The organism is Streptomyces sp. NBC_01255 (genome assembly GCF_036226445.1).
Lineage (GTDB): Bacteria > Actinomycetota > Actinomycetes > Streptomycetales > Streptomycetaceae > Streptomyces.
Genome location: NZ_CP108474.1, coordinates 4964696 through 4987099, shown reverse-complemented (window position 1 = coordinate 4987099; position 22404 = coordinate 4964696). Strand labels below are relative to the sequence as shown.

Sequence of the window (22404 nt, the reverse complement as noted above, 5' to 3'; positions counted from 1 at the left end):
CCTAAGGAGCCCGCCGTGGCCGTCGCACGCATGTCCAACCCCGCCGCCGTCCTCCCCGACGCCGTGCCCGCCATCCTCCGGCTCGTCAAGGCCGTCCAGTCCGGCGGCGACGTGCCGGCCTCCACCCTCGACCTGGTCCACCTCCGCGCCAGCCAGATCAACGGCTGCGGCTACTGCGTGGTCGGCGGGGCCCTGAAGTCGCAGAAGGAGGGCGAGACCGACGAGAGGCTGCACGCGGTGGCGGCCTGGCGGGAGACCCCGTACTTCACCGAGGCCGAGCGGGCGGCGCTCGCCCTCGCCGAGCACGCGACCCGGCTCGCGGACCGCGCGGACGCCGTGCCGGACGAGGTGTGGGAGGAGGCCGCGCGCCACTACGACGAGACGCAGCTCGCCCAGATCGTGCTGTGGCTCGGGGTCACCAACCTCTTCAACCGGATCAACGCGACGACCCGGCAGCCGGCCGGGGCGACCTGGTAGGCATCACGGGCGGCGGGCCGTCGTCGTAACCGGATCCGTCCCGTCCGCGTTGGACCGGCATGAAGAAGATCCTCACCGCAGCCGCCCTGACCGCCTTCGCCGCCGCGGGTCTCGCGGGCGCCACCGCCGGGACCGCCGCCGCCGACACCGGCGGCATGAACCTGCCCTCCGTCGTCCCGCTCAGCGGCGTCCTGGCCCCCAAGGCGAAGCCGGCCGGCACGCCCGACCTGCCGCCGGCCAACGCGGCGGTGGAGAAGCTGCTCCCCGGGCGCTGACCCCTGGCCCTGACCCCGTACAGCGGAATGACGAAGGTGGCGGACCCCCCACGGGCCGCCACCTTCGCGTTTCGGATGACTCAGGAACGTACGGCTGCCGTCAGTCGGCGACCACCAGCGACGGGGTCTCCTTCGTGAGGATCTCGCCCCGGAAGAACGCCGGGCTCTTCCGCTGCATGACCAGCATGATCACCACGCCGAGGAGCAGCAGCCCGACCGCGATGACGAAGACCGAGCCGACGCCGAGGACGGCGGATCCGGAGCCGTAGGCCGGGTCCCACATGTCGTACAGGGTCTTGCCGAAGACGGAGGTGAGGATCAGCCCGCCGAGCAGCGGCATGAGGCCCTTGTAGGCGAAGTCCCGGCCGGAGCGGAAGAGCTCGCCGCGGAAGTACCAGACGCAGGCGAAGGCCGTCAGCGCGTAGTAGAAGCAGATCATCAGGCCGAGCGCGTAGATCGTGTCGACCAGGACGTTCTCGCTGACGAGGGTCATCACGGTGTAGAAGACGCCGGTGGCGAGGCCGGCCACGATCGTGGCCTTGCCGGGGGTCTTGAACACCGGGTGGACCTTGGTGAAGGACTTCGGCAGCGCCTCGTACGTGGACATGGCGAGCACCGTGCGGGCGACCGGGATGAAGGTCGTCTGGAGGCTCGCGGCCGCCGAGGCGAGGACCGCGACGAAGAGCAGGATGCCGAGCGCCGGACCCATGACCGGGCCCGCGAGGGCGGCGAAGACGTTGTCGGAGGTCTCCGGGTTGGCGAGGCCGAGGCCCTCCTCGCCGGAGCCGACGGCCATCTGCGCGGCGATGCCGGTGGCGAGGTACGAGGCGACCAGCACGACCATCGCGATGAGCGCGGCGCGGCCGGGGGTCTTCGCGCTGCCGGTGGTCTCCTCGTTGGTCGCCATGCAGGCGTCCCAGCCCCAGTACATGAAGATCGAGAGCGAGAGGCCGGCGGTGAAGGCGGCGAAGGACTGGACCGCGAAGGGGTTCATCCAGGACCAGGAGAAGGAGACCGAGGTCTCGAAGTCGCCGGCCTTCGACAGCGCCATCGCCACGAAGACGACGAGGACGACGAGCTGGAGGCCGACGAGGGCGTACTGGATGCCCTTGGTGGCGGTCATGCCGCGGTAGCTGATGGCGGTGGCGACGGCGATGAGCGTGAGGCAGGTGATGATGTGGACGGCTTTGTTGTCGTCCAGGGCGGCGATGGATTCGCTGCCGCTGATCTCACCCGCGAGGAGCCAGAAGTAGGAGGTCGCGACGCCGGCGAGGTTGGAGAGCACGATGATCGTCGCGATGACGAGCCCCCAGCCGCACATCCAGCCGATCTTGGGGCCGAAGGCCTTCACGGTCCAGGTGAAGGAGGTGCCGCAGTCGGGCATGACCCGGTTGAGCTCCCGGTACGCGAAGGCGACGAGGAGCATCGGGAGGAAGCCCGCGAGGAAGATCGCGGGCATCTGCAGGCCGACTTCGCCGGCCGTGGAGCCGAGCGTCGACGTCAGGCAGTAGACGGGGGCGACGGTCGAGATGCCGATGACGGCACTGCCGAGCAGGCCGACGGAGTTCCCTCCGAGGCCTTTGGTGCGTACGGCCTGGGTGGCGCCCGGGGCGTCGACTGGCCTTACCGTGTCTCCGGCCTGGGGCCGTGCATCCACCTGAGTCATGAACAGGACGTTAAATGCTGCGGTTTCCACATCCGGAAGATCGAAGTCCGCTCACTTGATCGATCATCGCCTTGCATTGAGCGGGTGGAAGCGACCACCCGCCAATGATTGAAAGATCGACGACCGGAACGGACCGACCAACTGGTAGGTCCGTCGATCCGTGTCCGATATGCGGGAACCGCAGCAGTACCCTAAATGTCCGTTTTCAAAATTTCCCGAGGAATTTTCGAACCCTTCCTCAGCCCGGCCAGACGACCGCCTGGAGCTCGCTGTACGCGTGCAGCGCGTACGAGCCGACGTCCCGTCCGACCCCGCTCCGCTTGAATCCGCCGAACGGGGCCTCCATGTTCCGCCCGATCGTGTTCACGCCCACCCCGCCGGCCCGCAGCCGGGCCGCGACGCGGAAGGCGCGGGCCACGTCGCCCGACCACACGTAGTCGATCAGGCCGTAGTCGCTGTCGTTGGCGAGCGCGATCCCCTCCTCCTCGTCGTCGAAGGGGACGACCACGACGACCGGGCCGAAGATCTCCTCCCGGACCACCCGCATCTCGTTCGTGCAGTCGGCGAGCAGGGTCGGGGCCACGTAGAAGCCCTTGGCGAAGTCCGGACGCTCGCCGCCCGCGACGACCCGCGCCCCCTCCTTCCTCCCCAGCTCGACGTACGACTCCACCCGGTCGCGGTGGGCCGCCGAGATCACCGGGCCGACCACCGTGCCCTGCACGGCCGGGTCGCCGACCTTCATGAAGGCCATGAAGCCGGTCAGCTTCTCGATCAGCTGCTCGTAGATCCCGCGCTGCGCGAGCACCCGGGTCGGGGCCGTGCAGATCTGCCCGCTGTAGAAGGCGAAGGTCGTCCCGATGCCCATGACGGCGGAGTCCAGGTCCGCGTCGTCGAAGACGACCGCGGCCCCCTTCCCGCCCAGCTCCATCAGCTGCCGCTTCAGCGCGCGCCCGCAGACCTCGCCGATCGCCTGCCCGACGGCCGTGGAGCCGGTGAAGGAGACCATGTCGACGTCCGGGGAGTCGACGGCCGCCTGCCCGGACTCCGCGGAGGAGCCGGTCACCACGTTCACGACGCCCGCCGGGACCCCGGCCTCCGCCAGGGCCCGGGTCATCGCGTACACCGACAGCGGGTCCTGCGGGGCGGGCTTCACGAGGACCGTGTTGCCCATCGCGAGCGCCGGCGCGATCTTCCCCGCCGGGTTGGCCCAGGGGTTGTTGTACGAGGTGATGCAGGTGACCACGCCGACCGGTCGCCGCACCGCCACCGCGCCGAACACCCCGGCCTTGCCCATCGGCCCGGCCTCGTTGATCTGCGGGGGCAGTGCCTGCTCGACCGGCTCCATCGCGCCCCGCGCGTACCGCCGGAAGCGGGAGGAGCCGATCGCGACCTGCATGCCGCGGGCGGTGCCGGTGGTGGCGCCGGTCTCGGCCCGCGCGAGCAGGACGTTCTCCTCGGCGTCCCGGGCCATGAGGTCCGCGGCCCGGTCGAGGATCGCCGCCCGCTCCTCCGGCTTCGTCCGGGACCAGGAGTCGAAGGCCTCGCGGGCGGCGGCGGCCGCCTCGTACACCTGGGCGCGCGACGCCTCGGGCGCCAGGCCGACGACCTCCTCCGTGGCCGGGTCGATCACCTCGTAGTGGCCGCCGTCGGGCTCGACCCACTCGCCGCCGATGAAAAGCCGCTCGGTCCTCATCGCGTCGCCACCGTCCTCGTGTCGCGGCCGGAGCGCAGCACCTTCCCCGGGATCGCGCCGGTCACCTCGTCGTCCCTGATCGTCTCCACGCCGTTGACCCGGACCGAGACGATCCCGATCGCGCGCGAGTCCAGCCGCGGGCTGTCCCCCGGCAGGTCGTGCACGAGCGTCGCCGGGCCCGCCTCGATCCGCTCCGGGTCGAAGAGGACGAGGTCGGCGTGGAAGCCCTCCTCTATACGGCCGCGCTCCCGCAGCCCGAAGAGCCGGGCCGGCTCGTCGGTCAGCATCCGCACCGCCCGCTCGAGGGGCACCAGCTTCCGGCCGCGCAGACAGTCGCCGAGGAAGCGGGTCGTGTACGGCGCCCCGCACATCCGGTCCAGGTGCGCGCCCGCGTCCGAACCGCCGAGCAGCACGTCCTCGTGGTCCCAGGTCTCCCGGCGCAGCGCCCAGGACGCCGGGTCGTTGTCGCTGGGCATCGGCCACAGGACGGTCCGCAGGTCGTCGTTGGCGCAGATCTCGACGAGGCACTGGAAGGGGTCCTGGCCGCGCTCGGCGGCGATGTCCTTCACGACCCGGCCGCTCAGGCCCTCGTTCTCCGCGCTGTACGTGTCGCCGATGACGTACCGGCCGAAGTGGGCGAGCCGCCGGAAGACCCCGGCCTCCTTGGAGTCGGCGCGCCGCAGCATCTCCGCCCGCACGTCGGGGTCGCGGAGCTTCGCGATCCGCTCGGGGACGGGGAGGGCGAGGATCTCGCCCCAGCCGGGGATGAGGTTGAGGGCGCAGAACGTGCCGAGCGACATGTTCATCGGGGTGAGGATCGGCATGGTGAGGGCGACGATCCGGCCGCCGGACTTGCGGGCCCGCTCGGAGGCGGTGAGCTGGCGCGGGACGCGTTCGGGGACGGCGGCGTCGATGGTGAGGACGTTCCAGTTGAGCGGGCGTCCGGCGGCGGCGGTCATCTCGACGAACAGCTCGATCTCGGCGTCGGAGAACTGGTCGAGGCAGCCGGCCAGGATCGCCTCCAGCTGGGTGCCCTCGTGCTCGCCGACGGCCTTCGACAGGGCGATCAGTTCGGCGGGCGTGGCGTGCCGGGAGGCGACGGGGGCGCCGTCGCCGTCGGAGTGGGTGGAGGACTGGGTGGTGGAGAGCCCCCAGGCCCCGGCCTCCATCGCCCCCTTGAGGAGGGAGACCATCTGCTCCAGCTGCTCGGGGGTGGGCTGCCCGCCGACGGCGTCGGCGCCCATCACGTACCGGCGCAGCGCGCAGTGGCCGACCATGAAGCCGGCGTTGACGGCGATCCGTCCTTCGAGGGCGTCGAGGTACTCGGCGAAGGAGGACCAGCTCCAGTCGACGCCCTCCTCCAGGGCCGCCAGGGCCATGCCCTCGACCTTGGACATCATGCGGCGCGTGTAGTCGGCGTCCGCGGGCCGGTCCGGGTGGAGCGGGGCGAGGGTGAAGCCGCAGTTGCCGCCGGCGACGGTGGTGACGCCGTGGTTCATGGAGGGGGTGGCGTACGGGTCCCAGAAGAGCTGGGCGTCGTAGTGGGTGTGCGGGTCGACGAAGCCGGGGGTGAGGACGAGGCCGGTGGCGTCCTCGGTGGTCCGGGCCTCCTCGCGGACGGTCCCGGGTTCGGCGACGACGGCGATGCGTCCGTCGCGTATCCCGACGTCGGCGGTGAAGGCGGGGGCGCCGGTGCCGTCCACGACGGTGGCGCCGGTGATCAGGTGGTCGAGCATGACGGTCCCTTTCTGTCCGTGGACGCGGGTGTGCCCCGGACCGGGGGCCGCCGCGGAACGGCCTCCGGCCGGGGCTTGTACGGGGCGGCGATCCGGGAAGACACCGCCCCGCGTTCGTACCGGCGGTCCCGTCAGGAACCCGCGGCCTGGCGGAAGCGGGTCGTGCGGTGGACCGGGTCCGTGTCGATCTTGGGGATCACGTGCTCGCCGATGAGCTTGATCGAGTTCATCGTGTCCTCGTACGAGACCCCGATCGGGATCCCGAAGGACAGCTGGTCGGCGCCGGCCTGCTCCCAGCGCTTGCACTGGGCGAGGACCTCCGAGGGGTCTCCGCAGATCATCAGCTCCTCCTGGATGAGGAGTTCGATGATCTCGGCCGAGTACTCGGGGAGCAGCTCGGGCCACTCGGGGATGCCCTCGGGCCGGGGGAAGGTGTCGTGGTAGCGGAAGAGCAGCGACTGGAGGTAGTTGAGGCCGCCGGAGACGGCGATCTCGACGGCCTTGTCGTGGGTCTCCGCGCAGATCGCGGTGGAGGTGACCATGACGTTGTCGTTGACGAAGTCGCCGACCGCCTTGGCCTCCTTGATCGCCGTCTTGTACGACTCGACGACCCACTCCATGTCGGAGACCTTCTGCACGCTGAAGCCGAGGACGCCGAGGCCCTTCTTGGCGGCCATGGCGTACGAGGAGGGGGACCCGGCCGCGTACCACATGGCGGGGTGGGACTTCCCGTACGGCTTCGGCAGGATCTTGCGGGGCGGGAGCGACCAGTGCTTGCCCTGGAAGCCGACGTACTCGTCCTGGAGCCACATCTTGGGGAACTCGGCGATCGTCTCCTCCCAGATCTCCTTCGTGTGGTTCATGTCGGTGATGCCCGGCATGAATCCGAGGATTTCGTGGGAGCCCGCGCCGCGCCCGGAGCCGAACTCGAAGCGCCCGCCGGAGAGGTGGTCGAGCATGGCGACCTTCTCGGCCACCTTCACCGGGTGGTTGACCGGGGCGAGGGGGTTGAAGATGCCGGAGCCGAGGTGGATCCGGTCGGTGGCGTGGGCGAGGTAGCCCAGGTAGACGTCGTTGGCCGAGATGTGCGAGTACTCGTCCAGGAAGTGGTGCTCGGAAGCCCAGGCGTACTTGAAGCCGGACTTGTCCGCCTGGATGACGTACTCGGTCTCCTCCATGAGGGCCTTGTGCTCGGCTTCGGGATCGGTCTCGGCCCGCTTGCCGACGTATCCCTGTACGAAGATCCCGAATTCCAAGGGGTTCACCGTCCTCATTATTTCTGACGATCCGTCAGATCTCTGATGTGCCCGACTGTGGCACCACGGGATGAGTGCGTCAATACCTGACGCCTCGTCAGAACAGGCTGACGCCCGCCAGCCAGCCGCCGTCGATCACGAAGGGCTGCCCCGTGATGTACGCCGAGTCCTCGCCCGTCAGGAAGAGCGCGAGGGCCGCCACCTCCGCGGCCTGCCCGATCCGCCCGAGCGGCACGAGCTTCCGGTACAGCTCGGCCGTGGCCGCCGGGTCCACACCCTCCGGGTTACTCATCGGGGTGTCGATCGCCCCGGGGCAGACCGCGTTCACCCGGATGTTCCGCGCGGCCAGTTCGAGCGCCGCGACCTTGGTGAGGCCGAGGACGGCGTGCTTGCTCGCCGCGTAGGCGCCGACCCCGGCCATGCCGGTCAGCCCCGTGTACGAGGCGGTGTTGACGATCGTGCCGCCGCCGGCCGCCGCGATCTCGGGCGCGACCGTCCGGATGCCCAGGAAGCAGCCCGTCTGGTTGACCGAGACGATGGCCTGGAACTCCTCCAGGGGAGTGGAGAGCAGCTCGTTGAAGCGGAGGATCCCGGCGTTGTTGACGAGCCCGTCGATCTTCCCGAACCGCTCCTTGGCGACGGCCACGGCCGCTGCCCACTCCTCCTCCCTGGTCACGTCGAGGTGGACGTAGACGGCCCGCTCCTCCCCCAGCGACTCCACCAGCTCCTTGGCCAGCGCCTCGCCGGCGTCGTCGAGCACGTCCGCGAGGACGACCCGCGCCCCCTCGGCGGCGAAGAGCCGCGCCTCCTGCTCGCCCTGCCCGCGCGCCGCGCCGGTGACGAGGACGACCCGCCCGTCGAGCTTGCCCATGTCCGCACTCCTTAGAGGTGGGGGGCGACCTCCGTGCCGAAGGCCGCCATCTGGTCGATGAGTTCGGTACGGCTCCGGGAGCGGAACCGGACCTGGATCTGGTGCACGCCCATCTCCCCGTACGCGCGCAGCGAGGCGGCGAGTTCCTCCGGCGAGCCGCTCAGGGTGCGGCGGCCGACCTCCCAGCCGGGGGCGCCGACGTACAGCGCCTCGGTGATGGCGCCGACCGTGATCGGCTCGGCGACGCCCGCCTCGGCACGGAGCCGCAGGAGCCGCCGGATCTGCTCGGCGAGCTTGTCGCGCGGGTCGCCCTGCGGCAGCCAGCCGTCGCCCTTGAGCGCGGCCCGGCGCACGGCGGCCGGCGAGGAGCCGCCCACCCAGACGGGGACCCGCTCCTGGGCGGGCCGGGGCAGCTGCCCGAGATCCTTGAAGGCGAACCGCTCCCCCAGGTGCTCGGGGTACTCCTCGGGGCCGAGGGCCGCCCGGAGCGCGTCGACGGTCTCGTCGAGGACGGCGCCCCGGCGCGCGAAGTCCACGCCGAGCACCTCGAACTCCTCCTGGACATGCCCGGCGCCGACGCCGAGGACGAGGCGGCCGCCGGAGAGGTGGTCGAGGGTCGCGTACGCCTTGGCGGTGACGAGCGGATGCCGCAGCCCGACGACGGCGACGTGCGAGAGGAGCCGGACGCGCTCGGTGGCGGCGGCGAGGAAGGAGAGCGTGGCGACCGGGTCGTACCAGACGGTGCTCATCGCCCCGGCGAGACGGCGCGGGATGGCGACGTGGTCGCAGCTCGCGAGGTAGTCGAAGCCGTGCTCCTCGGCGGCGCGGGCGACGGCGAGCAGGTCCGCCGGTCCCGCTGCCGCCTCCCAGGCCTCGGCGTAGAGGGCGGATTGCGACTGGACGGGCAGCTGCATCCCGTAGACCACCATGGGAACCCCTTCGTCTGACGCTACGTCAGTTACGGCGACGGCCCCATGCTCACCCCTGACGGACCATCAGGCAAGGGGTGAGGCGGGGCGAACGGGGGGCAAATAACAATCCGATTGTTAATCGGCTGCTATCATTCTCTCCATGAGCGAGCAGCCCGGCCCCGGCGAGGGCCCGACCCGTCCCATCTCCGTCTCCCTGCATGAGGGGACGATCGCCGCGCTCAAGGAGCGCACCGGCAAGCGCGGCATGTCCTCGTACATCGAGGCGCTCGTCCAGCGCCAGCTGGAGCGGGAACGGCTGCGTGAGCTGATCGAGGACGCCGAGGCGGAACTCGGCCCGGCCGACGCCGCCGCCGTCGAAGCGAAGCGCGCGATGCTCCGCGGCGAGGCCGCGAAGCGGGCGGACGCCGCGTGAGCGGGACGCTCGTCCTGGACTGCGAAGGCCTGTCACTGCTCGTACGACGCTCCACCGACCTGCTCGAATGGCTCGTGGCAGCCGAGGCCGAGGACATCCGGGTCGTCACCAGCTCCGCCACTCTCGTCGAGGCCCGGGACGCCCGGGTCCCCCAGGCCCGCTTCGACTACGCCGCCTCACGCGTGAATGTGATCCCGCCGAGCGAGACCATCGCCCGCCTGGCCTGCAAGCTCCTGGCGGGTGCCGGCCTGCACGGCCACAAGTACGCCCTCGACGCCCTCGTGGCCGCGACCGCGCTGTCCTCTCCGGCCCCGGTGACGGTCCTGACCTCGGCCCCGGAGGACCTGACCGCCCTGTGCGGGCCCGGCATTCGTGTGATCAAGGTCTGAACGGAAGGCCCGGCAGGGCTTCGGCCCGGAACGATGTGGACGAGGCCCGACCGGTGGGCGTCTCAGGTCACGGCCGCCAGAGACCGTCCGGGCTCAACCCGAGGAGCTCGATCGCGTTGCCGCGGACGATCCGGTCGACGACGTCCGGTGCCAGGTGGCCCATCTGGGCCTCGCCGACCTCGCGCGACTTGGGCCAGGTGGAGTCGGAGTGCGGGTAGTCCGTCTCGTACAGGACGTTCCCGACGCCGATCGAGTCGAGGTTCTTCAGGCCGAAGGCGTCGTCGAAGAAGCAGCCGAAGACGTGCCCGGCGAAGAGCTCGGACGGCGGGCGCAGGACCTTGTCCGCGACCCCGCCCCAGCCGCGGTTCTCCTCCCAGACGACGTCGGCGCGCTCCAGGATGTACGGGATCCAGCCGATCTGCCCCTCCGCGTACATGATCTTCAGGTTCGGGAAGCGCTCGAACTTGCCGCTCATCAGCCAGTCGACCATCGAGAAGCAGCAGTTCGCGAAGGTGATGGTGGAGCCGACCGCCGGCGGGGCGTCGGCGGAGGTGGACGGCATCCGGCTGGACGAGCCGATGTGCATGGCGATGACCGTGCCGGTCTCGTCACAGGCGCGGAAGAAGGGGTCCCAGTGGTCCGTGTGGACCGAGGGGAGCCCGAGGTGGGGCGGGATCTCCGAGAAGGCGACGGCCCGCACACCGCGCGCGGCGTTGCGGCGGACCTCGGCGGCGGCGAGTTCGGGATCCCAGAGCGGGATGAGGGTGAGCGGGATGAGCCGGCCGTTCGCCTCGGGGCCGCACCACTCCTCGACCATCCAGTCGTTGTAGGCGCGGACGCAGAGCAGGCCGAGCTCGCGGTCGCTCGCCTCGGTGAAGGTCTGCCCGCAGAAGCGCGGGAAGGTGGGGAAGCAGAGGGCGGACTGGACGTGGTTGACGTCCATGTCGGCGAGGCGGTCGGGGACGGAGTGGGAGCCGGGCCGCATCTGCTCGAAGGTGATGACTTCCAGCTTTATCTCGTCCCGGTCGTAGCCGACGGCGGTGTCGAGCCGGGTGAGGGGCCGGTGCAGGTCCTCGTAGACCCACCAGTCGCCGATGGGCCCGTCGTCGCCCTTGGCGCCCATGACCGGCGCGAACTTGCCGCCGAGGAAGGTCATTTCCTTGAGGGGGGCGCGGACGATCCGGGGGCCGGTGTCGTGGAAGCGGGACGGGAGCCGGTCCCGCCAGACGTGCGGGGGCTCCACGGTGTGGTCGTCCACCGAGATGATCTTCGGGAAGTCCCCGGGGACGGCCTCCGTGCCGCTGTCCATGCCGCGCTCCATGTCGCTCTCCCTACTGCTCTCCGTGCTCTCCATGCGCTCCATGGCTTTCACGGTAGCGCTGATCTGACGGCCCGTCAGCTACCGTGGCGTACAACGGTCGCGCAACGACCCGGTTCCAGCACCGCTCCAGTCCCGCTCCCGGCCCCGTTCTCGGCCGACCCGATGCTGACGGACTCCCTCCGGACAAGGCAGACTGTCCTGGGCGAAACCAGCGGTACGGGCAGGGGGAGCTATGGGCCGTGAAGACGGGCCGCGAGTTCCGGTGCAGCGCGCTCGGAAGGCGGGCGCGGGAGCCGACGCGGGCGCGGGCACGGATTCCGAGGTGAGCGCGGGCACGGGCATCACGAGTGAATCCGGCGGTGAGCTGCGCTTCGGCGTGCTCGGCCCCGTACGCGCCTGGCGGGACGGCGAAGCCCTGCCCACGGGCTCGCCGCAGCAGCGCGCCCTGCTCGCCGCCCTGCTCCTGCGCGGCGGACGCACCGCCACCGCATCCGAGCTGATCGACGCGCTCTGGGGCGAGGACCCGCCCTCGCAGGCCCTCGCGGCGGTACGGACGTACGCCTCCCGCCTCCGCAAGGCCCTCGACCCGAAGGTCCTGGTCAGCGAGTCCGGCGGCTACGCCCTGCGCACCAAGGCCCTGGACCTCCTCACCGCGCAGGAACTGGCCACCGAGGCCGAGAAGCTACGGGCCTCCGGGGACCGGGCGGGCGCGCGGGCCCGGCTCGCCGAGGCCCTCGCCCTGTGGGACGGCGAGGTCCTCGCCTCCGTACCCGGCCCGTACGCCGAGACGCAGCGGACCCGCCTGGAGGAATGGCGGCTCACACTCCTGGAGACCCGGCTCGACATCGACCTGGAGGTCGGCGCGCACGCCGAGGCCGTCTCCGAGCTGACCGCGCTGACCGCCGCGCACCCGCTGCGCGAGCGGCTCCGCGAGCTGCTCATGCTCGCCCTGTACCGGGGCGGACGGCAGGCGGAGGCGCTCGCCGTGTACGCGGACACGCGCCGGCTCCTCGCCGACGAGCTCGGCGTCGACCCGACACCCGAACTCTCCCGGCTCCAGCAGCGCATCCTCCAGGGCGACGCCGAACTGGCCCGCCCGGTGGAGGAGGCGACCCCGGCGGCCGCACCCGTGGCACGCCCGGCGCAACTCCCCGCCACGGTCCCCGACTTCACGGGCCGAGTCTCCTTCGTCCGCGAACTGGGCGCCCGGCTCGCGACGGCCGAGGGCCACGTCATGGCCGTCTCGGCGCTGGCGGGGATCGGCGGCGTCGGGAAGACGACCCTCGCGGTGCACGTGGCCCACGAGGCCCGGCCGCACTTCCCGGACGGCCAGCTGTACGTGGACCTCCAGGGCGCGGGCAACCGCGCCGCCGCCCCGGAAACCGTCCTCGGCTCCTTCCTCCGCGCCCTCGGCACGCCGGACTCGGCGATCCCCGACTCCCTGGACGACCGCGCCGCGCTCTACCGCTCGACGCTCGACGGCCGCCGGGTCCTGGTCCTCCTGGACAACGCGAGGGACGCGGCCCAGATCCGCCCCCTCCTGCCCGGCACGGCAGGCTGCGCGGCCCTGGTGACGAGCCGCATCCGGATGGTGGACCTGGCAGGCGCGCACCTGGTGGACCTGGACGTGATGTCCCCGGAGGAGGCGCTGCAGCTCTTCACGAGGATCGTCGGAGAGGAGCGAGTCCAGGCCGAACGCGAATCGGCCCTGGACGTGGTGGCAGCCTGCGGCTTCCTCCCCTTGGCGATCCGCATCGCGGCGTCCCGCCTGGCGGCCCGCCGCACGTGGACGGTCTCGGTCCTGGCGGTGAAGCTCGCCGACGAGCGCCGCCGCCTCGACGAACTCCAGGCGGGCGACCTCGCCGTCAAGGCCACCTTCGAACTCGGCTACGGCCAGCTCGAACCGGCCCAGGCCCGCGCCTTCCGCCTCCTCGGCCTCGCCGACGGCCCGGACATCTCGCTCGCGGCGGCGGCGGCCGTCCTGGACCTCCCCCTCTGGGACACGGAGGACCTCCTGGAGGCCCTGGTCGACACGTCCCTCCTGGAATCGGCGGCCCCGGGCCGCTACCGCTACCACGACCTGGTCCGGCTCTACGCGCGTGCCTGCGCGGACCGCGACGAGCAGCCCCCGTCGGAGAAGGAGTCGGCCCTGTCCCGCCTCCTGGACTTCTACCTCTCGACAGCGGCGAGGGTGTACGCGATCGAGCGCCCGGGCGACCGCCTGGTGGACCACCTGGAACCCACCACCCACGAGGGCCTCACCTTCACCGACCGCCACACGGCCCAGGACTGGCTGTACGCGGAAGCCAACTGCCTCCTGGCCACGGTCCGCCAGTCGGCCCCGTCCCCGACGACCCTCCGCCGAGCGGTGGACCTGCTGTGGGCGTCGCTGGACCTGGCGGAGTCGGGCGCGAACTCGAAGGAGTACGAGGCGGTGGCGACGGTGCTGCGGGAGGCGGCGGGGCGGATGGGCGACGTACGGGCGAAGGGCCGCGCGGCCCTGACCCTCGCGTACGTCCAGCACGTGGCGGGCCGCTTCGACGAGGCGGATCACGAGGCACACACCGCCCTGGCCGTGGCCGAGACGGCGAGCGACCCACTCCCTGGATGCTGGGCTTCCAACCTCCTCGGCGCCATGGCGTTCTACCGCAACAGGTACGAGGACGCAGAACGTCACCTCATGCGCGCCATCTCCGACTTCAAGCGGTGCGAGGATCTCGCCGGCGAGGCGAGCGCGCTGTGCAACCAGTCCCGCGTACACCTGGCGACCGGACGGCCGAGCAGCGCCGTGGCCCTCGCCCAGCGGGGAACCGAGATGTACGACGAACTCGGACATGCACTCAAGGGAGCTAACGGCCGCTACGCGATGGGCATCGCGCTCACTGAGGGCAACCAGCTCCCCGAGGCGTCCCGTTGCCTCCGGGAGGCTCTCGACACGTTCGCTGACAGCCGCCAGCGACTGTGGGAGGGCATGACACTGTTTCGTCTCGCCGAGGTCGACCTGGCAGCCCGGCGGTACGCACCGGCCGCCTCGAACGCAGAGATGGCACTGACCGTCCTCCGTGACGTCGGCGGGGAATGGCGACGCGGCAAGGTACTCACCGTCCTGGGCCATGCCCTGCTGGGGATCGGCCAGTCGGGGCGCGCCCACGTGTGCTGGCAGGACGCGCTTGAGATCTTCGAGGGCGCAAACTCGGCCGAAGCCCAGGAAGTGCGCGCACTTCTGACCCATAGCACGGCCGCGTAAGCCCTCCCGTCTGGGCGTTCATCGTTCGTTTATCGCACCGCGTCATGGTCTACCTATCGATCCGTCGCCTCGGGGGGCAGACGGGTCACCGATGAGGCCGTCGCACCAACGCACTAGGGTGAACGGCCCTGCATTGGGGCACGTCCGGCAGCCCACGGGGGAGCAGCCGGACGTGCCCCGCAGACCCACCTGCCTAGGCATCACAGGAGTGGCCATGAGCGACGACAAGATCATCAAGCCGACCAACGTCCACATCACCGGCGGCGAGACCGCCGACCTGGAGACGAAGAACGTCCACATCACGGACGCCGAGGCCGGCGACGCGATTGCCGAGAAGATCGGCATCAAGAACGTCCACATCACCGGCGAGCCCGCGACGGCAGACGCGGGCACGGTGGCCCCGCTCGGCAACGTGCACATCACGTCCGAGCCGGCCAAGTAGACCATTCCCGACGGGGAAAGGCCGCGGCGGCGACTTCGGGGGAGCCGCCGGGGCCCAGGGAGGTCCGGTCGACGGGGGAGCACACGGACTCGGGGGACACCCGACGGACCCAGGGGGGATCCGTCCGGGCAGGGCCCGTGCGCAACGCGATCGGACCACCGCAAGAGAGGGGCCGGGCAACTGCCCGGCCCCTCTCGCGTGCACGGACGGAGAGCCTCGGTCCGATCCCGCGCTCACGCCGCGTCGCCGCACCCTTCGCCCAGTGGGGCCGCCGCTCCCCGGGAGACGTAGGTCGTCCAGCGGTCGAGGGCGGAGTCCGGTTCCTGCTTGGCGTAGCGGGTGTAGCCGTCGCCGTAGGTGGGGTCAGGGGCGTAGCCGACGACGTAGGTGCGGCCGGGGCGGAGTACCGGGTACTGGGGGTCGTGGCTCGTGTAGTCGCCGTCGGCGGACACGCCGACGCCCTGGCCCAGGGTGAGGGTGCCGGGGACCTCGCCCTTCAGGGTGTGGAGGACGCGGAGGCGGACCTTCTGGATGCCTCCGGGGCCGCCGTCCGTGTCCGGGGCGAAGCCGACGGTCTCCTCGACGGTGGCGTAGGCGAGGCGGCTCATCGCGGCCGGTACGTACTCGTCACGGGTGAGGTCCGGGAGGCAGAGGGCGTGCACGGGCTCCGCGCGGGTCGTGAAGGCCTCGGCGGCGGCCCAGCCCGTGGCGCCGAGGACGAGCGTCCCGGCGACGACAAGACCGGCGATCCGCTTGGGGTTCATGGTCATTTCCACAGCTTCCGGTAGTTCGCCTCGTCGCGGTGCGTCGGCTCGGTCGGCGGGGTGTCGGCGACTTTCGTCCACATCACGGACGCCCACGTGTCCGGCTTGTGGCACAGGCCCAGGGCGTGGCCGAGCTCGTGGACGGCGACGTGCCGGCGGGAGTTCCGGTCCTTGTAACGGCCGTCCAGGTAGTAGGCGTTGAGGTAGATGTAGTCGACGCCCGGTTTGCCCTGCCAGTAGCCCGCGTGCCCGTCGGCCTTGGAGTAGTCCCGCCACTCCAGGTCGTTGACGCTGCCCGCGCCGTCGGCGGCGATCTTCACCACGCCGAGGGACCAGACCCGGTGGGCCCAGGTCAGCGGGTCGTTGTACTTGCTGTCGTCCTCCCAGCGGAGCTCCTTGCCGTCCACGCTGGAGTCCCCTCGGGTCTCGGACTCCCCGGAGACGCATGGCGCGGGGGCGGCCGGGGCCCCCGCCGCGTGAGGGGTGAGCAGGAGGGTGGCGGCCAGGACGGCGGCGGCCGTGACGGGGCCCGTTGCCCTCATGGGGGTGCTCCTCGCGCGATCCGGGGCCGGATCCCGGAGCGTATCCGCAGGTCCGGGGCGAGGAGGCGGGGATACGCCCGACGTCACCCGCCCGGGCGAGCGCCTCCCAGGAAGCGCCTCCCGGGAAGGGCCCACCGGGAAACGCCCGTCGGAGCGCGCCCGCCAGGGCGCGGGCGGTCTCAGCGGGCGTAGGAGCCCAGGCCGACGAGGCAGTACACGTACTGGCTGACGACCGCGCCGTTCATCGTGTACCGGTGCGAGAAGGCGTACTGCGTCTTGGGGTTGGCGTTGCACTTGTTCATGTCGGAGGTGAACGGGAACGTCTGGATCACCTTGTAGTGGGCGTCCGAGGCCGAGCACGAGACCTCCTCGACGTCGTCGACGCTCTGCGCGGTCTCCGAGTCGGGCAGCTGCCCGTTGAGGCAGGTGCCCTTGTCGAAGGGGTCGGGTTCCTCCTCCGTGGGCGCGGCGGTCGCGGTGGGGTCGAGGTCGAGGCTCGGGAAGGGTGAGATCGAGAAGGTCGGGATCGGGCCCGGGCCCCTGGAGCCGGCCGAGTCCTTGTCGTCGTCGTTCAGGAGGAACGCGCCGCCGACGAGCGCGCCGATCACGACGAGCGGGACCAGGCAGCCCAGGACGCCGGACTTCTTGCCGCCCGAGACCGTGATGCGCACGTACACCGTGTCGTTGCCGAGCCGGGCCGGGACGAGGTCGCCGTTGCGGCAGGGCGGGACGGCGAGCTGCACGGGGCCCGTCGGCAGGTTGACCGGGATGACGACGCCGGTGGCGGCCTGCTGCGGGGTGAGGGTGAGGCGGATCTCTTGCGTCGACACCGGCTGCTCCTGGAGGAGGGGGCGAGGTAAGGGGAGCGTAAGACTGCTCGTATGACGTGTACACGTGGGGAGTTGGTTGCACTCCCCCGGGCCGTGAGCCCCTCGCCGCCGGCCCCGCACCGCCGGCCCTTCGCTGTCAGGCCCTTCGCCGTCAGCCCCTCGCCCTCAGCTCCCCCTTCACCACCTTCCCGCTCGCGTTCCTCGGCAGCTCCGTCACGAACTCGACCTCCCGCGGCACCTTGAAGTTCGCCATCTCCCGCCGCGACCAGGCGATCAGGTCGTCCGCCGTCATCCGCGCCTCCGCCCTCCTGACCACGAAGGCCTTGCCCACCTCGCCGAGTCTCGGGTCGGGGACGCCGACGACCGCGACGTCCGCGATGTCGGGGTGGAGGCCGAGGAGTTGCTCGATCTCGGCCGGGTAGGCGTTGAAGCCGCCCACGATGAACATGTCCTTCAGCCGGTCCGTGATCCGCAGGTTCCCCGCCTCGTCCAGGACGCCGACGTCCCCGGTGTGCAGCCAGCCGTCCTCGTCGATCGCCGCCGCCGTCGCCTCCTCGTCCTCGAAGTAGCCGCGCATGACGTGGTGGCCGCGGACGAGGACCTCGCCGGTGGGCGAGAGGCGGAGCTCCGTGTCCGGGATCGGGCGGCCCGAGGTGGTGGCGACGGTCTCGTCCGGGTCGTCGCGGCGGCACATCGTGACGATGCCGCTCGCCTCGGAGAGTCCGTACGCCGTGAGGACCGTGCCGACGCCCAGCTCCGTGCGGAGCCGCTCGACGAGCCGCAGCGGGACCACGGCCGCGCCCGTGACGACGAGCCGGAGCGAGGAGAGGTCGTGGGCGGCACGGGCGGGGTGGTCCAGGAGGGACTGGTGCAGGGTGGGCGGGCCGGGGAGGACCGTGACGCGCTCGGCGGCGATGTTGGCGAGGACGGTGTCCACGGTGAAGACGGACTGCGGGACGATCACCGCGCCGCGCATGAGGCAGGCGAGGATCCCGGCCTTGTAGCCGAAGGTGTGGAAGAAGGGGTTGACCACGAGGTAGCGGTCGCCTTCGCGGAGGCCTGCGAGCTCGGACCAGACCTCGTAGCAGCGCAGCGTCTGGGCGTGGCCGATGACGGCACCCTTGGGCCGGCCCGTGGTGCCCGAGGTGTAGATGATGTCGGAGGGGTCGGAGGGGTCGATCGCGTCGGCCCTGGCGCGGACCCGTGCGGCCGGGACCCGGTCGCCCTCCGCGAGGAACGCCTTCCAGGTCGTCCAGCCCGCCTCGTCCGGCGCGGTGTCGCCGAGGACGACGACCTTCTCCAGATCCGGGAGCGCGACGCCGGAGCGGCGCAGGGAGGCCACGTACGAGGTGCCGAGGAAGGTGCCGGTGACGAAGAGCAGGCGGGCCCGGGAGCTCTGGAGGACGTACGCCGCCTCGGTGCCCTTGAAGCGGGTGTTCAGGGGGACGAGGACGGCGCCCGCGGTGACGGCGCCGAGCGCCGAGACGATCCAGTCGAGGGTGTTGGGGGCCCAGACCGCCACCCGGTCCCCCGCCCGTATCCCGGTGGCGAGACAGGCGGCGGCCGCCCGTTCGACGCGCTCGCCGAATTCGGCGTACGTGACGCGGGCGCGTCCGTCGACGACCGCCTCCCGCTCCCCGTACCGCTCGGCCGCCGCCCGTACGAGCCCGGGGATCGTGCCCCACTCCAGGTCGCCGCGCATCCCAGCGTGCATCTCCACCTCCAGCACTCCACGCCGCCCGCTCCCGTGAGCTGACTATCCGTCAGATTAGTTGTAACCTGACGCGCTGTCAGTAGCGCTGTCACACGTGGAGGTTGTCTTGCTCAAGGACGCCACGGCCATCGTCGGGATCGGACAGACCGCCTTCGCGAAACGGCTCCCCGAGTCCGAGAAGGCCCTCGCCTGCCGGGCGATCCTCGCCGCCCTCGACGACGCCGGGATCGACCCCTCCGAGGTCGACGGCTTCGCCTCGTACACGATGGAGGAGACCGACGAGGTCGAGGTCGCCAAGGCCATCGGCGCCGGCGACGTCACCTTCTTCTCCAAGGTCGGCTACGGCGGCGGCGGCTCCTGCGCCACCGTCGGCCACCTCGCCGCCGCCATAGCCGCCGGGCAGGCGAGCGTCGGCGTCGCCTGGCGCTCCCGGAAGCGGGGCAGCGGCCCCCGGCCCTGGACCAACACCGCCGCCCAGCTCGCCACCCCCGGCCAGTGGACCCGCCCCTTCGGGCTGCTCCGCCCCGCCGACGAGATCGGCATGCTCGCCCGCCGCTACATGCACGAGTACGGCGCCACCCGCGACCACCTCTTCAACGTCGCGCTCGCCTGCCGCAACCGCGCCAACCAGAACCCCGCCGCGATCATGTACGAGCGCCCCATGACCCGCGAGATGTACATGACGTCCCGCTGGATCAGCGAACCCCTCTGCCTCTTCGACAACTGCCTGGAGACCGACGGAGCCCTTGCCTGCGTCATCGTCTCCGCCGAACGGGCCCGCGACTGCCGCCAGAAGCCGGTGTACGTCCACTCCGCCGCCCAGGGCCTGCCCGCCCAGCACCACGGCATGGTCAACTACTGGAACGACGACCCGCTCTCCGGGCCCGCCTGGACCGCCGCCCGACACCTCTGGAAACAGGCCGACTTCGGCCCCGAGGACGTCGACGTCGCCCAGATCTACGACGCCTTCACCCCGCTCGTCCCGCTCTCCCTGGAGGGCTACGGCTTCTGCGGGCGCGGCGAGGGCGCTGCGTTCACCGAGGGCGGCGCCCTGGAGATCGGCGGCCGGCTGCCCCTCAACACCGGTGGCGGCGGCCTCTCCGAGGCGTACGTCCACGGCTTCAACCTCATCAACGAAGGCGTGAAGCAGCTCCGCGGCAGCTCCACCGCCCAAGTACCCGACGCCGCCACCTGCCTGGTCACGGCCGGCGAGGGCGTCCCCACCTCCGCGATCCTCCTTCGAGCCTGAGGAGCCGAGACACCGATGCCGATGCTGACACCCGTCGCCGACGAGGACGGCGCTCCCTTCTGGGAGTACGCCGCCCGGGGCGAGCTCCGCGTCCAGGCCTGCGCGGCCCCCGACTGCGGCGAGCTGCGCTTCCCGCCCCGCCCCTGCTGCCCGCACTGCCGCTCCTTCGACAGCGAGTGGCGGCTCATGTCCGGACGCGGCCGCATCTGGTCGTACGTCCTGCCCCACCCGCCGCTCCTGCCCGACTACGCCGCCCAGCCCGGGTACAACGCGGTCCTCGTCGAACTGGCCGAGGCCCCCCGCATCCGCCTCGTCGGGAACGTCGTCACCACCCCCGACGCACCCCTGAACTCGGTCGACCCGGGCCGGCTGCGGATCGGCGCCGCGGTGAAGGTCGCGTTCACCGAGGTCGACGGCGTCACCGTCCCGCGCTGGCTCCTGGAGCGCGGGTGAACACCCCGGGCGCCCCCGGCATCCGCGTCGAGCGCGACAAGGAGACCGGGGTCGCCGTCGTCACCCTCGACCGGCCGGAGAAGCACAACGCCCTCACCCTGGACATGGCCCGTGAGCTCGCCGCCGTCTGGCGGGGCTTCCGGTACGAGGACGAGGTCCGCGCGGTCGTCGTCACCGGGGCCGGGGGGCGGGCCTTCTGCACCGGCATCGACCGGGACGCCGTAGGGAACATCCCGCAGCCCTCGTCTCCGTACACGATCGACGACCCGCTCCTCACGATCGGCCCCAAGGCGAACGACCTGTGGAAACCGGTGATCGCCGCCGTCGAGGGCATGGCCTGCGGCGGGGCGTTCTATCTGCTCGGCGAGGCCGAGTTCCTGATCGCCGGCGAGGACGCCACCTTCTTCGACCCGCACACCACCTACGGGATGGTCAGCGCCTTCGAGACCATCCACATGGCGCAGCGGATGCCCTACGGGGAGATCGCCCGGATGGCCCTGATGGGCAGCGCGGAACGGGTCTCGGCCCGGCGCGCGTACGAGACGGGGCTCGTCTCCGAGCTGACGCCGGCCGGCGGGGCCCTGGAGGCCGCCGTGCGGGCCGCCGGCGTCATCGCCGCGCACCCGACCGAGGCCGTCCAGGGCACGGTCCGGGCCCTCTGGTCGGTCACGGAGCCGTCCCGCACCCCGGCCCTCGCCCACGCACCGCACCTGGTCACCCTGGGCAACCTGACGCCGGAACGTCAGGCGGAGCTGTTCACCCGGCGGGGGGCGGGGTTCAGGACGAGGTAGCGGACGGGGTAGGGGTGGCGGCGGTCGCGCCGGGCGCCTCGCGCACGTCGTACACCCGGCAGTTCTTCACCTGGCCGACGGCCTTCGGGGTCTTCATCGCGACCTCGAAGGTCTTCGTCGCACCGCCCTCGACGGTGACGAGCGCCTCGGCCGAGTCCACCGCGGACCCCGCCGAGCCCTTGAACTCCAGGGTCACCGCGAACGTCTCCGTGTACGCGCTGTTCGAGGTGATCCGCAGGGTCGCCGTGGTGTCCGCCTTACGGGCGGGCTTGCCCTTCCGCTTCTTCTGCGCGGGCTTCACACAGTCGACGACCACGACGTCGGCCACCGCGCGGGAGGTGGTGGGGGTGGGCGCCGTCATCTGCGACCCGGAGCCGCCCGAGCCGCTGTAGTCGTCGTTGCTCTTCTCGTCGCTGGAGCAACCGCCGCCCGAATCGTCGTCGCGGCTCTTGCCGCTCTTGCTCTTCCCGCTGCCGCCGCCGCTGCCGCTCCCGTGACCGGTCTGGAATCCGGTCAGCGCGAGCACCACCACCGTGAGCGTCGCCGCCATCTTCAGGCGCGTGCGCACCATCGGCCCTCCCCGTGTCTCCATGTCGTGTCCGCGCCACCCTAGGGGATGGCTTGTGCCGCATGGCGGGGCCCCCGCACCCGGCGTAGCGTCGGGAGCGAGAGCCGGACCGTCAAGGAGGCCGATCGATGATCCGTAACGTCATCGGCTCGGTCCTGGCCCTCGCCGGAGCGACGGCCGCCGTCTGGAGCCCCTTCCGTGCCTGGTACGACGGCCGTCACGGACGCGATTACGCGATCGACGAGCTGTTCACGGGCGTCACGGACGCAAAGGCCGAGGTGATCGGCTCGATCCTGCTGCCCTTCGCCTTCGCCGCCCTCGTCACGCTCGTCGGGGTCGCCCTCCGGTCCCGGCTGCTCGTCGCCCTCGCCGGCCTCGTCGTCCTCGGCTTCACCGTCTTCTGGATGGTGCGGGTCGGCCAGGCCGAGGGCAGCCTCGTGATCTCCGGCGACGGCAGGGGCCTGGGCGACGGTGTCGCGAACGCCTTCGGCGGCGGGGTCCTCCTGCTGCTCGGCGCGCTCGTCATGTCGGGCAGGACCCACATGCACCGGGTGGAGCCGGTGCACCACGAACCGCCGCCCACCCACCCCACGCTGGACGGCCCGCCGCCGGCCGGCCCGCCGCCGGACGGGTTCGGTGACGCCCCGCGCCACCACCCGCAGGCCTCGACCCCGTACGCGGCGCCGACCCAGCCGTACGACATCCCCGTCTGGGACCCGGACCGGGACGGCCCGCCCCCGCAGCAACAGCGCTAGCGAGGGCCTGTCCGGCGGGAA

The 22404-nt window shown here is 71.6% G+C and carries 22 protein-coding genes; 10 read left to right on the top strand and 12 right to left on the bottom strand.

The window, feature by feature from the left end; all coding sequences use genetic code 11:
• Positions 1-30: 30 nt before the first annotated feature.
• Together OG357_RS22500 and OG357_RS22495 are read left to right on the top strand one after the other, a co-directional pair.
• Complete coding sequence (locus OG357_RS22500; protein WP_329625660.1) at positions 31-477, top strand: carboxymuconolactone decarboxylase family protein; 447 nt, start codon at positions 31-33, stop codon at positions 475-477.
• A 59-nt stretch (positions 478-536) separates the two neighbouring features.
• Positions 537-752, top strand: a complete 216-nt coding sequence (locus OG357_RS22495) for a hypothetical protein (protein WP_329622853.1) — start codon at positions 537-539, stop codon at positions 750-752.
• A 100-nt stretch (positions 753-852) separates the two neighbouring features.
• Here the strand turns inward: OG357_RS22495 and OG357_RS22490 are convergent, their stop codons facing one another.
• The 6 genes from OG357_RS22490 to OG357_RS22465 form a co-directional block, all read right to left on the bottom strand.
• Positions 853-2418 (bottom strand): APC family permease, encoded by a 1566-nt coding sequence (locus OG357_RS22490; protein WP_329622852.1) that lies wholly within the window; start codon positions 2416-2418, stop codon positions 853-855.
• 238 nt (positions 2419-2656) lie between these two features.
• Positions 2657-4111 carry an aldehyde dehydrogenase family protein gene (locus tag OG357_RS22485; RefSeq protein WP_329622851.1) on the bottom strand — a complete coding sequence of 485 codons (1455 nt, stop codon included), beginning with the start codon at positions 4109-4111 and terminating at the stop codon, positions 2657-2659.
• Positions 4108-5847: an N-acyl-D-amino-acid deacylase family protein gene (locus OG357_RS22480; RefSeq protein WP_329622850.1), complete on the bottom strand. Its 1740-nt coding sequence runs from the start codon at positions 5845-5847 to the stop codon at positions 4108-4110. Before OG357_RS22480 ends, OG357_RS22485 begins: the two co-directional genes overlap by 4 nt.
• Positions 5848-5978: 131 nt before the next feature.
• Positions 5979-7103: an LLM class flavin-dependent oxidoreductase gene (locus tag OG357_RS22475; protein WP_329625659.1), complete on the bottom strand. Its 1125-nt coding sequence runs from the start codon at positions 7101-7103 to the stop codon at positions 5979-5981.
• 97 nt (positions 7104-7200) lie between these two features.
• Positions 7201-7974, bottom strand: a complete 774-nt coding sequence (locus tag OG357_RS22470; protein ID WP_329622849.1) for an SDR family NAD(P)-dependent oxidoreductase — start codon at positions 7972-7974, stop codon at positions 7201-7203.
• 11 nt (positions 7975-7985) lie between these two features.
• Positions 7986-8903, bottom strand: a complete 918-nt coding sequence (locus OG357_RS22465; RefSeq protein ID WP_329622848.1) for an LLM class F420-dependent oxidoreductase — start codon at positions 8901-8903, stop codon at positions 7986-7988.
• Positions 8904-9045: 142 nt separating this feature from the next.
• On the opposite strand from OG357_RS22465, the gene OG357_RS22460 reads away from it, so the two are divergent.
• Both OG357_RS22460 and OG357_RS22455 read left to right on the top strand, forming a co-directional pair.
• On the top strand, positions 9046-9318 hold the full coding sequence (locus tag OG357_RS22460; protein ID WP_329622847.1) for a hypothetical protein: 273 nt from the start codon (positions 9046-9048) through the stop codon (positions 9316-9318).
• On the top strand, positions 9315-9707 hold the full coding sequence (locus OG357_RS22455; protein WP_329622846.1) for a DNA-binding protein: 393 nt from the start codon (positions 9315-9317) through the stop codon (positions 9705-9707). The genes OG357_RS22460 and OG357_RS22455 overlap by 4 nt, the downstream gene beginning before the upstream one ends.
• Before the next feature lie 67 nt (positions 9708-9774).
• On the opposite strand, the gene OG357_RS22450 is transcribed toward OG357_RS22455, so the two are convergent.
• A complete protein-coding gene (locus tag OG357_RS22450) occupies positions 9775-11016 on the bottom strand; it encodes an amidohydrolase family protein (RefSeq protein WP_443066817.1) in 1242 nt (413 codons plus the stop codon).
• Between the two features lie 244 nt (positions 11017-11260).
• Between OG357_RS22450 and OG357_RS22445 the strand changes: the two genes are divergently transcribed.
• Together OG357_RS22445 and OG357_RS22440 are read left to right on the top strand one after the other, a co-directional pair.
• Positions 11261-14275, top strand: coding sequence for an AfsR/SARP family transcriptional regulator (locus OG357_RS22445; protein WP_329622845.1), 3015 nt, complete (start codon positions 11261-11263; stop codon positions 14273-14275).
• 214 nt (positions 14276-14489) lie between these two features.
• Complete coding sequence (locus tag OG357_RS22440; protein ID WP_329622844.1) at positions 14490-14717, top strand: hypothetical protein; 228 nt, start codon at positions 14490-14492, stop codon at positions 14715-14717.
• A gap of 233 nt (positions 14718-14950) precedes the next feature.
• Here the strand turns inward: OG357_RS22440 and OG357_RS22435 are convergent, their stop codons facing one another.
• From OG357_RS22435 to OG357_RS22420, 4 genes are all read right to left on the bottom strand, one after another.
• Positions 14951-15487: a hypothetical protein gene (locus tag OG357_RS22435; protein WP_329622843.1), complete on the bottom strand. Its 537-nt coding sequence runs from the start codon at positions 15485-15487 to the stop codon at positions 14951-14953.
• Positions 15484-16023, bottom strand: coding sequence for a matrixin family metalloprotease (locus OG357_RS22430; protein ID WP_329622842.1), 540 nt, complete (start codon positions 16021-16023; stop codon positions 15484-15486). Before OG357_RS22430 ends, OG357_RS22435 begins: the two co-directional genes overlap by 4 nt.
• A gap of 179 nt (positions 16024-16202) precedes the next feature.
• Positions 16203-16853 (bottom strand): LppU/SCO3897 family protein, encoded by a 651-nt coding sequence (locus tag OG357_RS22425; RefSeq protein ID WP_329622841.1) that lies wholly within the window; start codon positions 16851-16853, stop codon positions 16203-16205.
• 151 nt (positions 16854-17004) lie between these two features.
• Positions 17005-18555: a FadD3 family acyl-CoA ligase gene (locus OG357_RS22420; protein ID WP_329625657.1), complete on the bottom strand. Its 1551-nt coding sequence runs from the start codon at positions 18553-18555 to the stop codon at positions 17005-17007.
• A gap of 118 nt (positions 18556-18673) precedes the next feature.
• On the opposite strand from OG357_RS22420, the gene OG357_RS22415 reads away from it, so the two are divergent.
• From OG357_RS22415 to OG357_RS22405, 3 genes are read left to right on the top strand one after another with little or no spacing between them, the layout of a single operon-like run.
• Positions 18674-19816: a lipid-transfer protein gene (locus OG357_RS22415; RefSeq protein ID WP_317596329.1), complete on the top strand. Its 1143-nt coding sequence runs from the start codon at positions 18674-18676 to the stop codon at positions 19814-19816.
• Between the two features lie 21 nt (positions 19817-19837).
• Positions 19838-20269 carry a Zn-ribbon domain-containing OB-fold protein gene (locus OG357_RS22410; protein WP_317601909.1) on the top strand — a complete coding sequence of 144 codons (432 nt, stop codon included), beginning with the start codon at positions 19838-19840 and terminating at the stop codon, positions 20267-20269.
• A complete protein-coding gene (locus OG357_RS22405; protein ID WP_329622840.1) occupies positions 20266-21060 on the top strand; it encodes an enoyl-CoA hydratase/isomerase family protein in 795 nt (264 codons plus the stop codon). The genes OG357_RS22410 and OG357_RS22405 overlap by 4 nt, the downstream gene beginning before the upstream one ends.
• Here OG357_RS22405 and OG357_RS22400 read toward each other — a convergent pair.
• Entirely contained in the window at positions 21047-21631 is a 585-nt protein-coding gene (locus tag OG357_RS22400) for a hypothetical protein (protein WP_329622839.1), read from the bottom strand. The two genes, OG357_RS22405 and OG357_RS22400, sit on opposite strands and share 14 nt — an antisense overlap.
• Before the next feature lie 125 nt (positions 21632-21756).
• Here OG357_RS22400 and OG357_RS22395 point away from each other — a divergent pair, with 125 nt between their 5' ends.
• Complete coding sequence (locus OG357_RS22395; RefSeq protein WP_329622838.1) at positions 21757-22383, top strand: hypothetical protein; 627 nt, start codon at positions 21757-21759, stop codon at positions 22381-22383.
• Positions 22384-22404 lie beyond the last annotated feature (21 nt).

Excerpts from the sequence above, each read along its gene's own strand:
- OG357_RS22400 (WP_329622839.1), bottom strand. The coding sequence starts at position 21,631 with ATGGTGCGCACGCGCCTGAAGATGGCGGCGACGCTCACGGTGGTGGTG.
- OG357_RS22480 (WP_329622850.1), bottom strand. The coding sequence starts at position 5,847 with ATGCTCGACCACCTGATCACCGGCGCCACCGTCGTGGACGGCACCGGC.
- OG357_RS22460 (WP_329622847.1), top strand. The coding sequence starts at position 9,046 with ATGAGCGAGCAGCCCGGCCCCGGCGAGGGCCCGACCCGTCCCATCTCC.
- OG357_RS22445 (WP_329622845.1), top strand. The coding sequence starts at position 11,261 with ATGGGCCGTGAAGACGGGCCGCGAGTTCCGGTGCAGCGCGCTCGGAAG.
- OG357_RS22420 (WP_329625657.1), bottom strand. The coding sequence starts at position 18,555 with ATGCGCGGCGACCTGGAGTGGGGCACGATCCCCGGGCTCGTACGGGCG.
- OG357_RS22450 (WP_443066817.1), bottom strand. The coding sequence starts at position 11,016 with ATGGACAGCGGCACGGAGGCCGTCCCCGGGGACTTCCCGAAGATCATC.
- OG357_RS22430 (WP_329622842.1), bottom strand. The coding sequence starts at position 16,023 with ATGAGGGCAACGGGCCCCGTCACGGCCGCCGCCGTCCTGGCCGCCACC.
- OG357_RS22395 (WP_329622838.1), top strand. The coding sequence starts at position 21,757 with ATGATCCGTAACGTCATCGGCTCGGTCCTGGCCCTCGCCGGAGCGACG.
- OG357_RS22500 (WP_329625660.1), top strand. The coding sequence starts at position 31 with ATGTCCAACCCCGCCGCCGTCCTCCCCGACGCCGTGCCCGCCATCCTC.
- OG357_RS22490 (WP_329622852.1), bottom strand. The coding sequence starts at position 2,418 with ATGACTCAGGTGGATGCACGGCCCCAGGCCGGAGACACGGTAAGGCCA.
- OG357_RS22410 (WP_317601909.1), top strand. The coding sequence starts at position 19,838 with ATGCTGACACCCGTCGCCGACGAGGACGGCGCTCCCTTCTGGGAGTAC.
- OG357_RS22470 (WP_329622849.1), bottom strand. The coding sequence starts at position 7,974 with ATGGGCAAGCTCGACGGGCGGGTCGTCCTCGTCACCGGCGCGGCGCGC.
- OG357_RS22440 (WP_329622844.1), top strand. The coding sequence starts at position 14,490 with ATGAGCGACGACAAGATCATCAAGCCGACCAACGTCCACATCACCGGC.
- OG357_RS22435 (WP_329622843.1), bottom strand. The coding sequence starts at position 15,487 with ATGACCATGAACCCCAAGCGGATCGCCGGTCTTGTCGTCGCCGGGACG.
- OG357_RS22485 (WP_329622851.1), bottom strand. The coding sequence starts at position 4,111 with ATGAGGACCGAGCGGCTTTTCATCGGCGGCGAGTGGGTCGAGCCCGAC.
- OG357_RS22465 (WP_329622848.1), bottom strand. The coding sequence starts at position 8,903 with ATGGTGGTCTACGGGATGCAGCTGCCCGTCCAGTCGCAATCCGCCCTC.
- OG357_RS22495 (WP_329622853.1), top strand. The coding sequence starts at position 537 with ATGAAGAAGATCCTCACCGCAGCCGCCCTGACCGCCTTCGCCGCCGCG.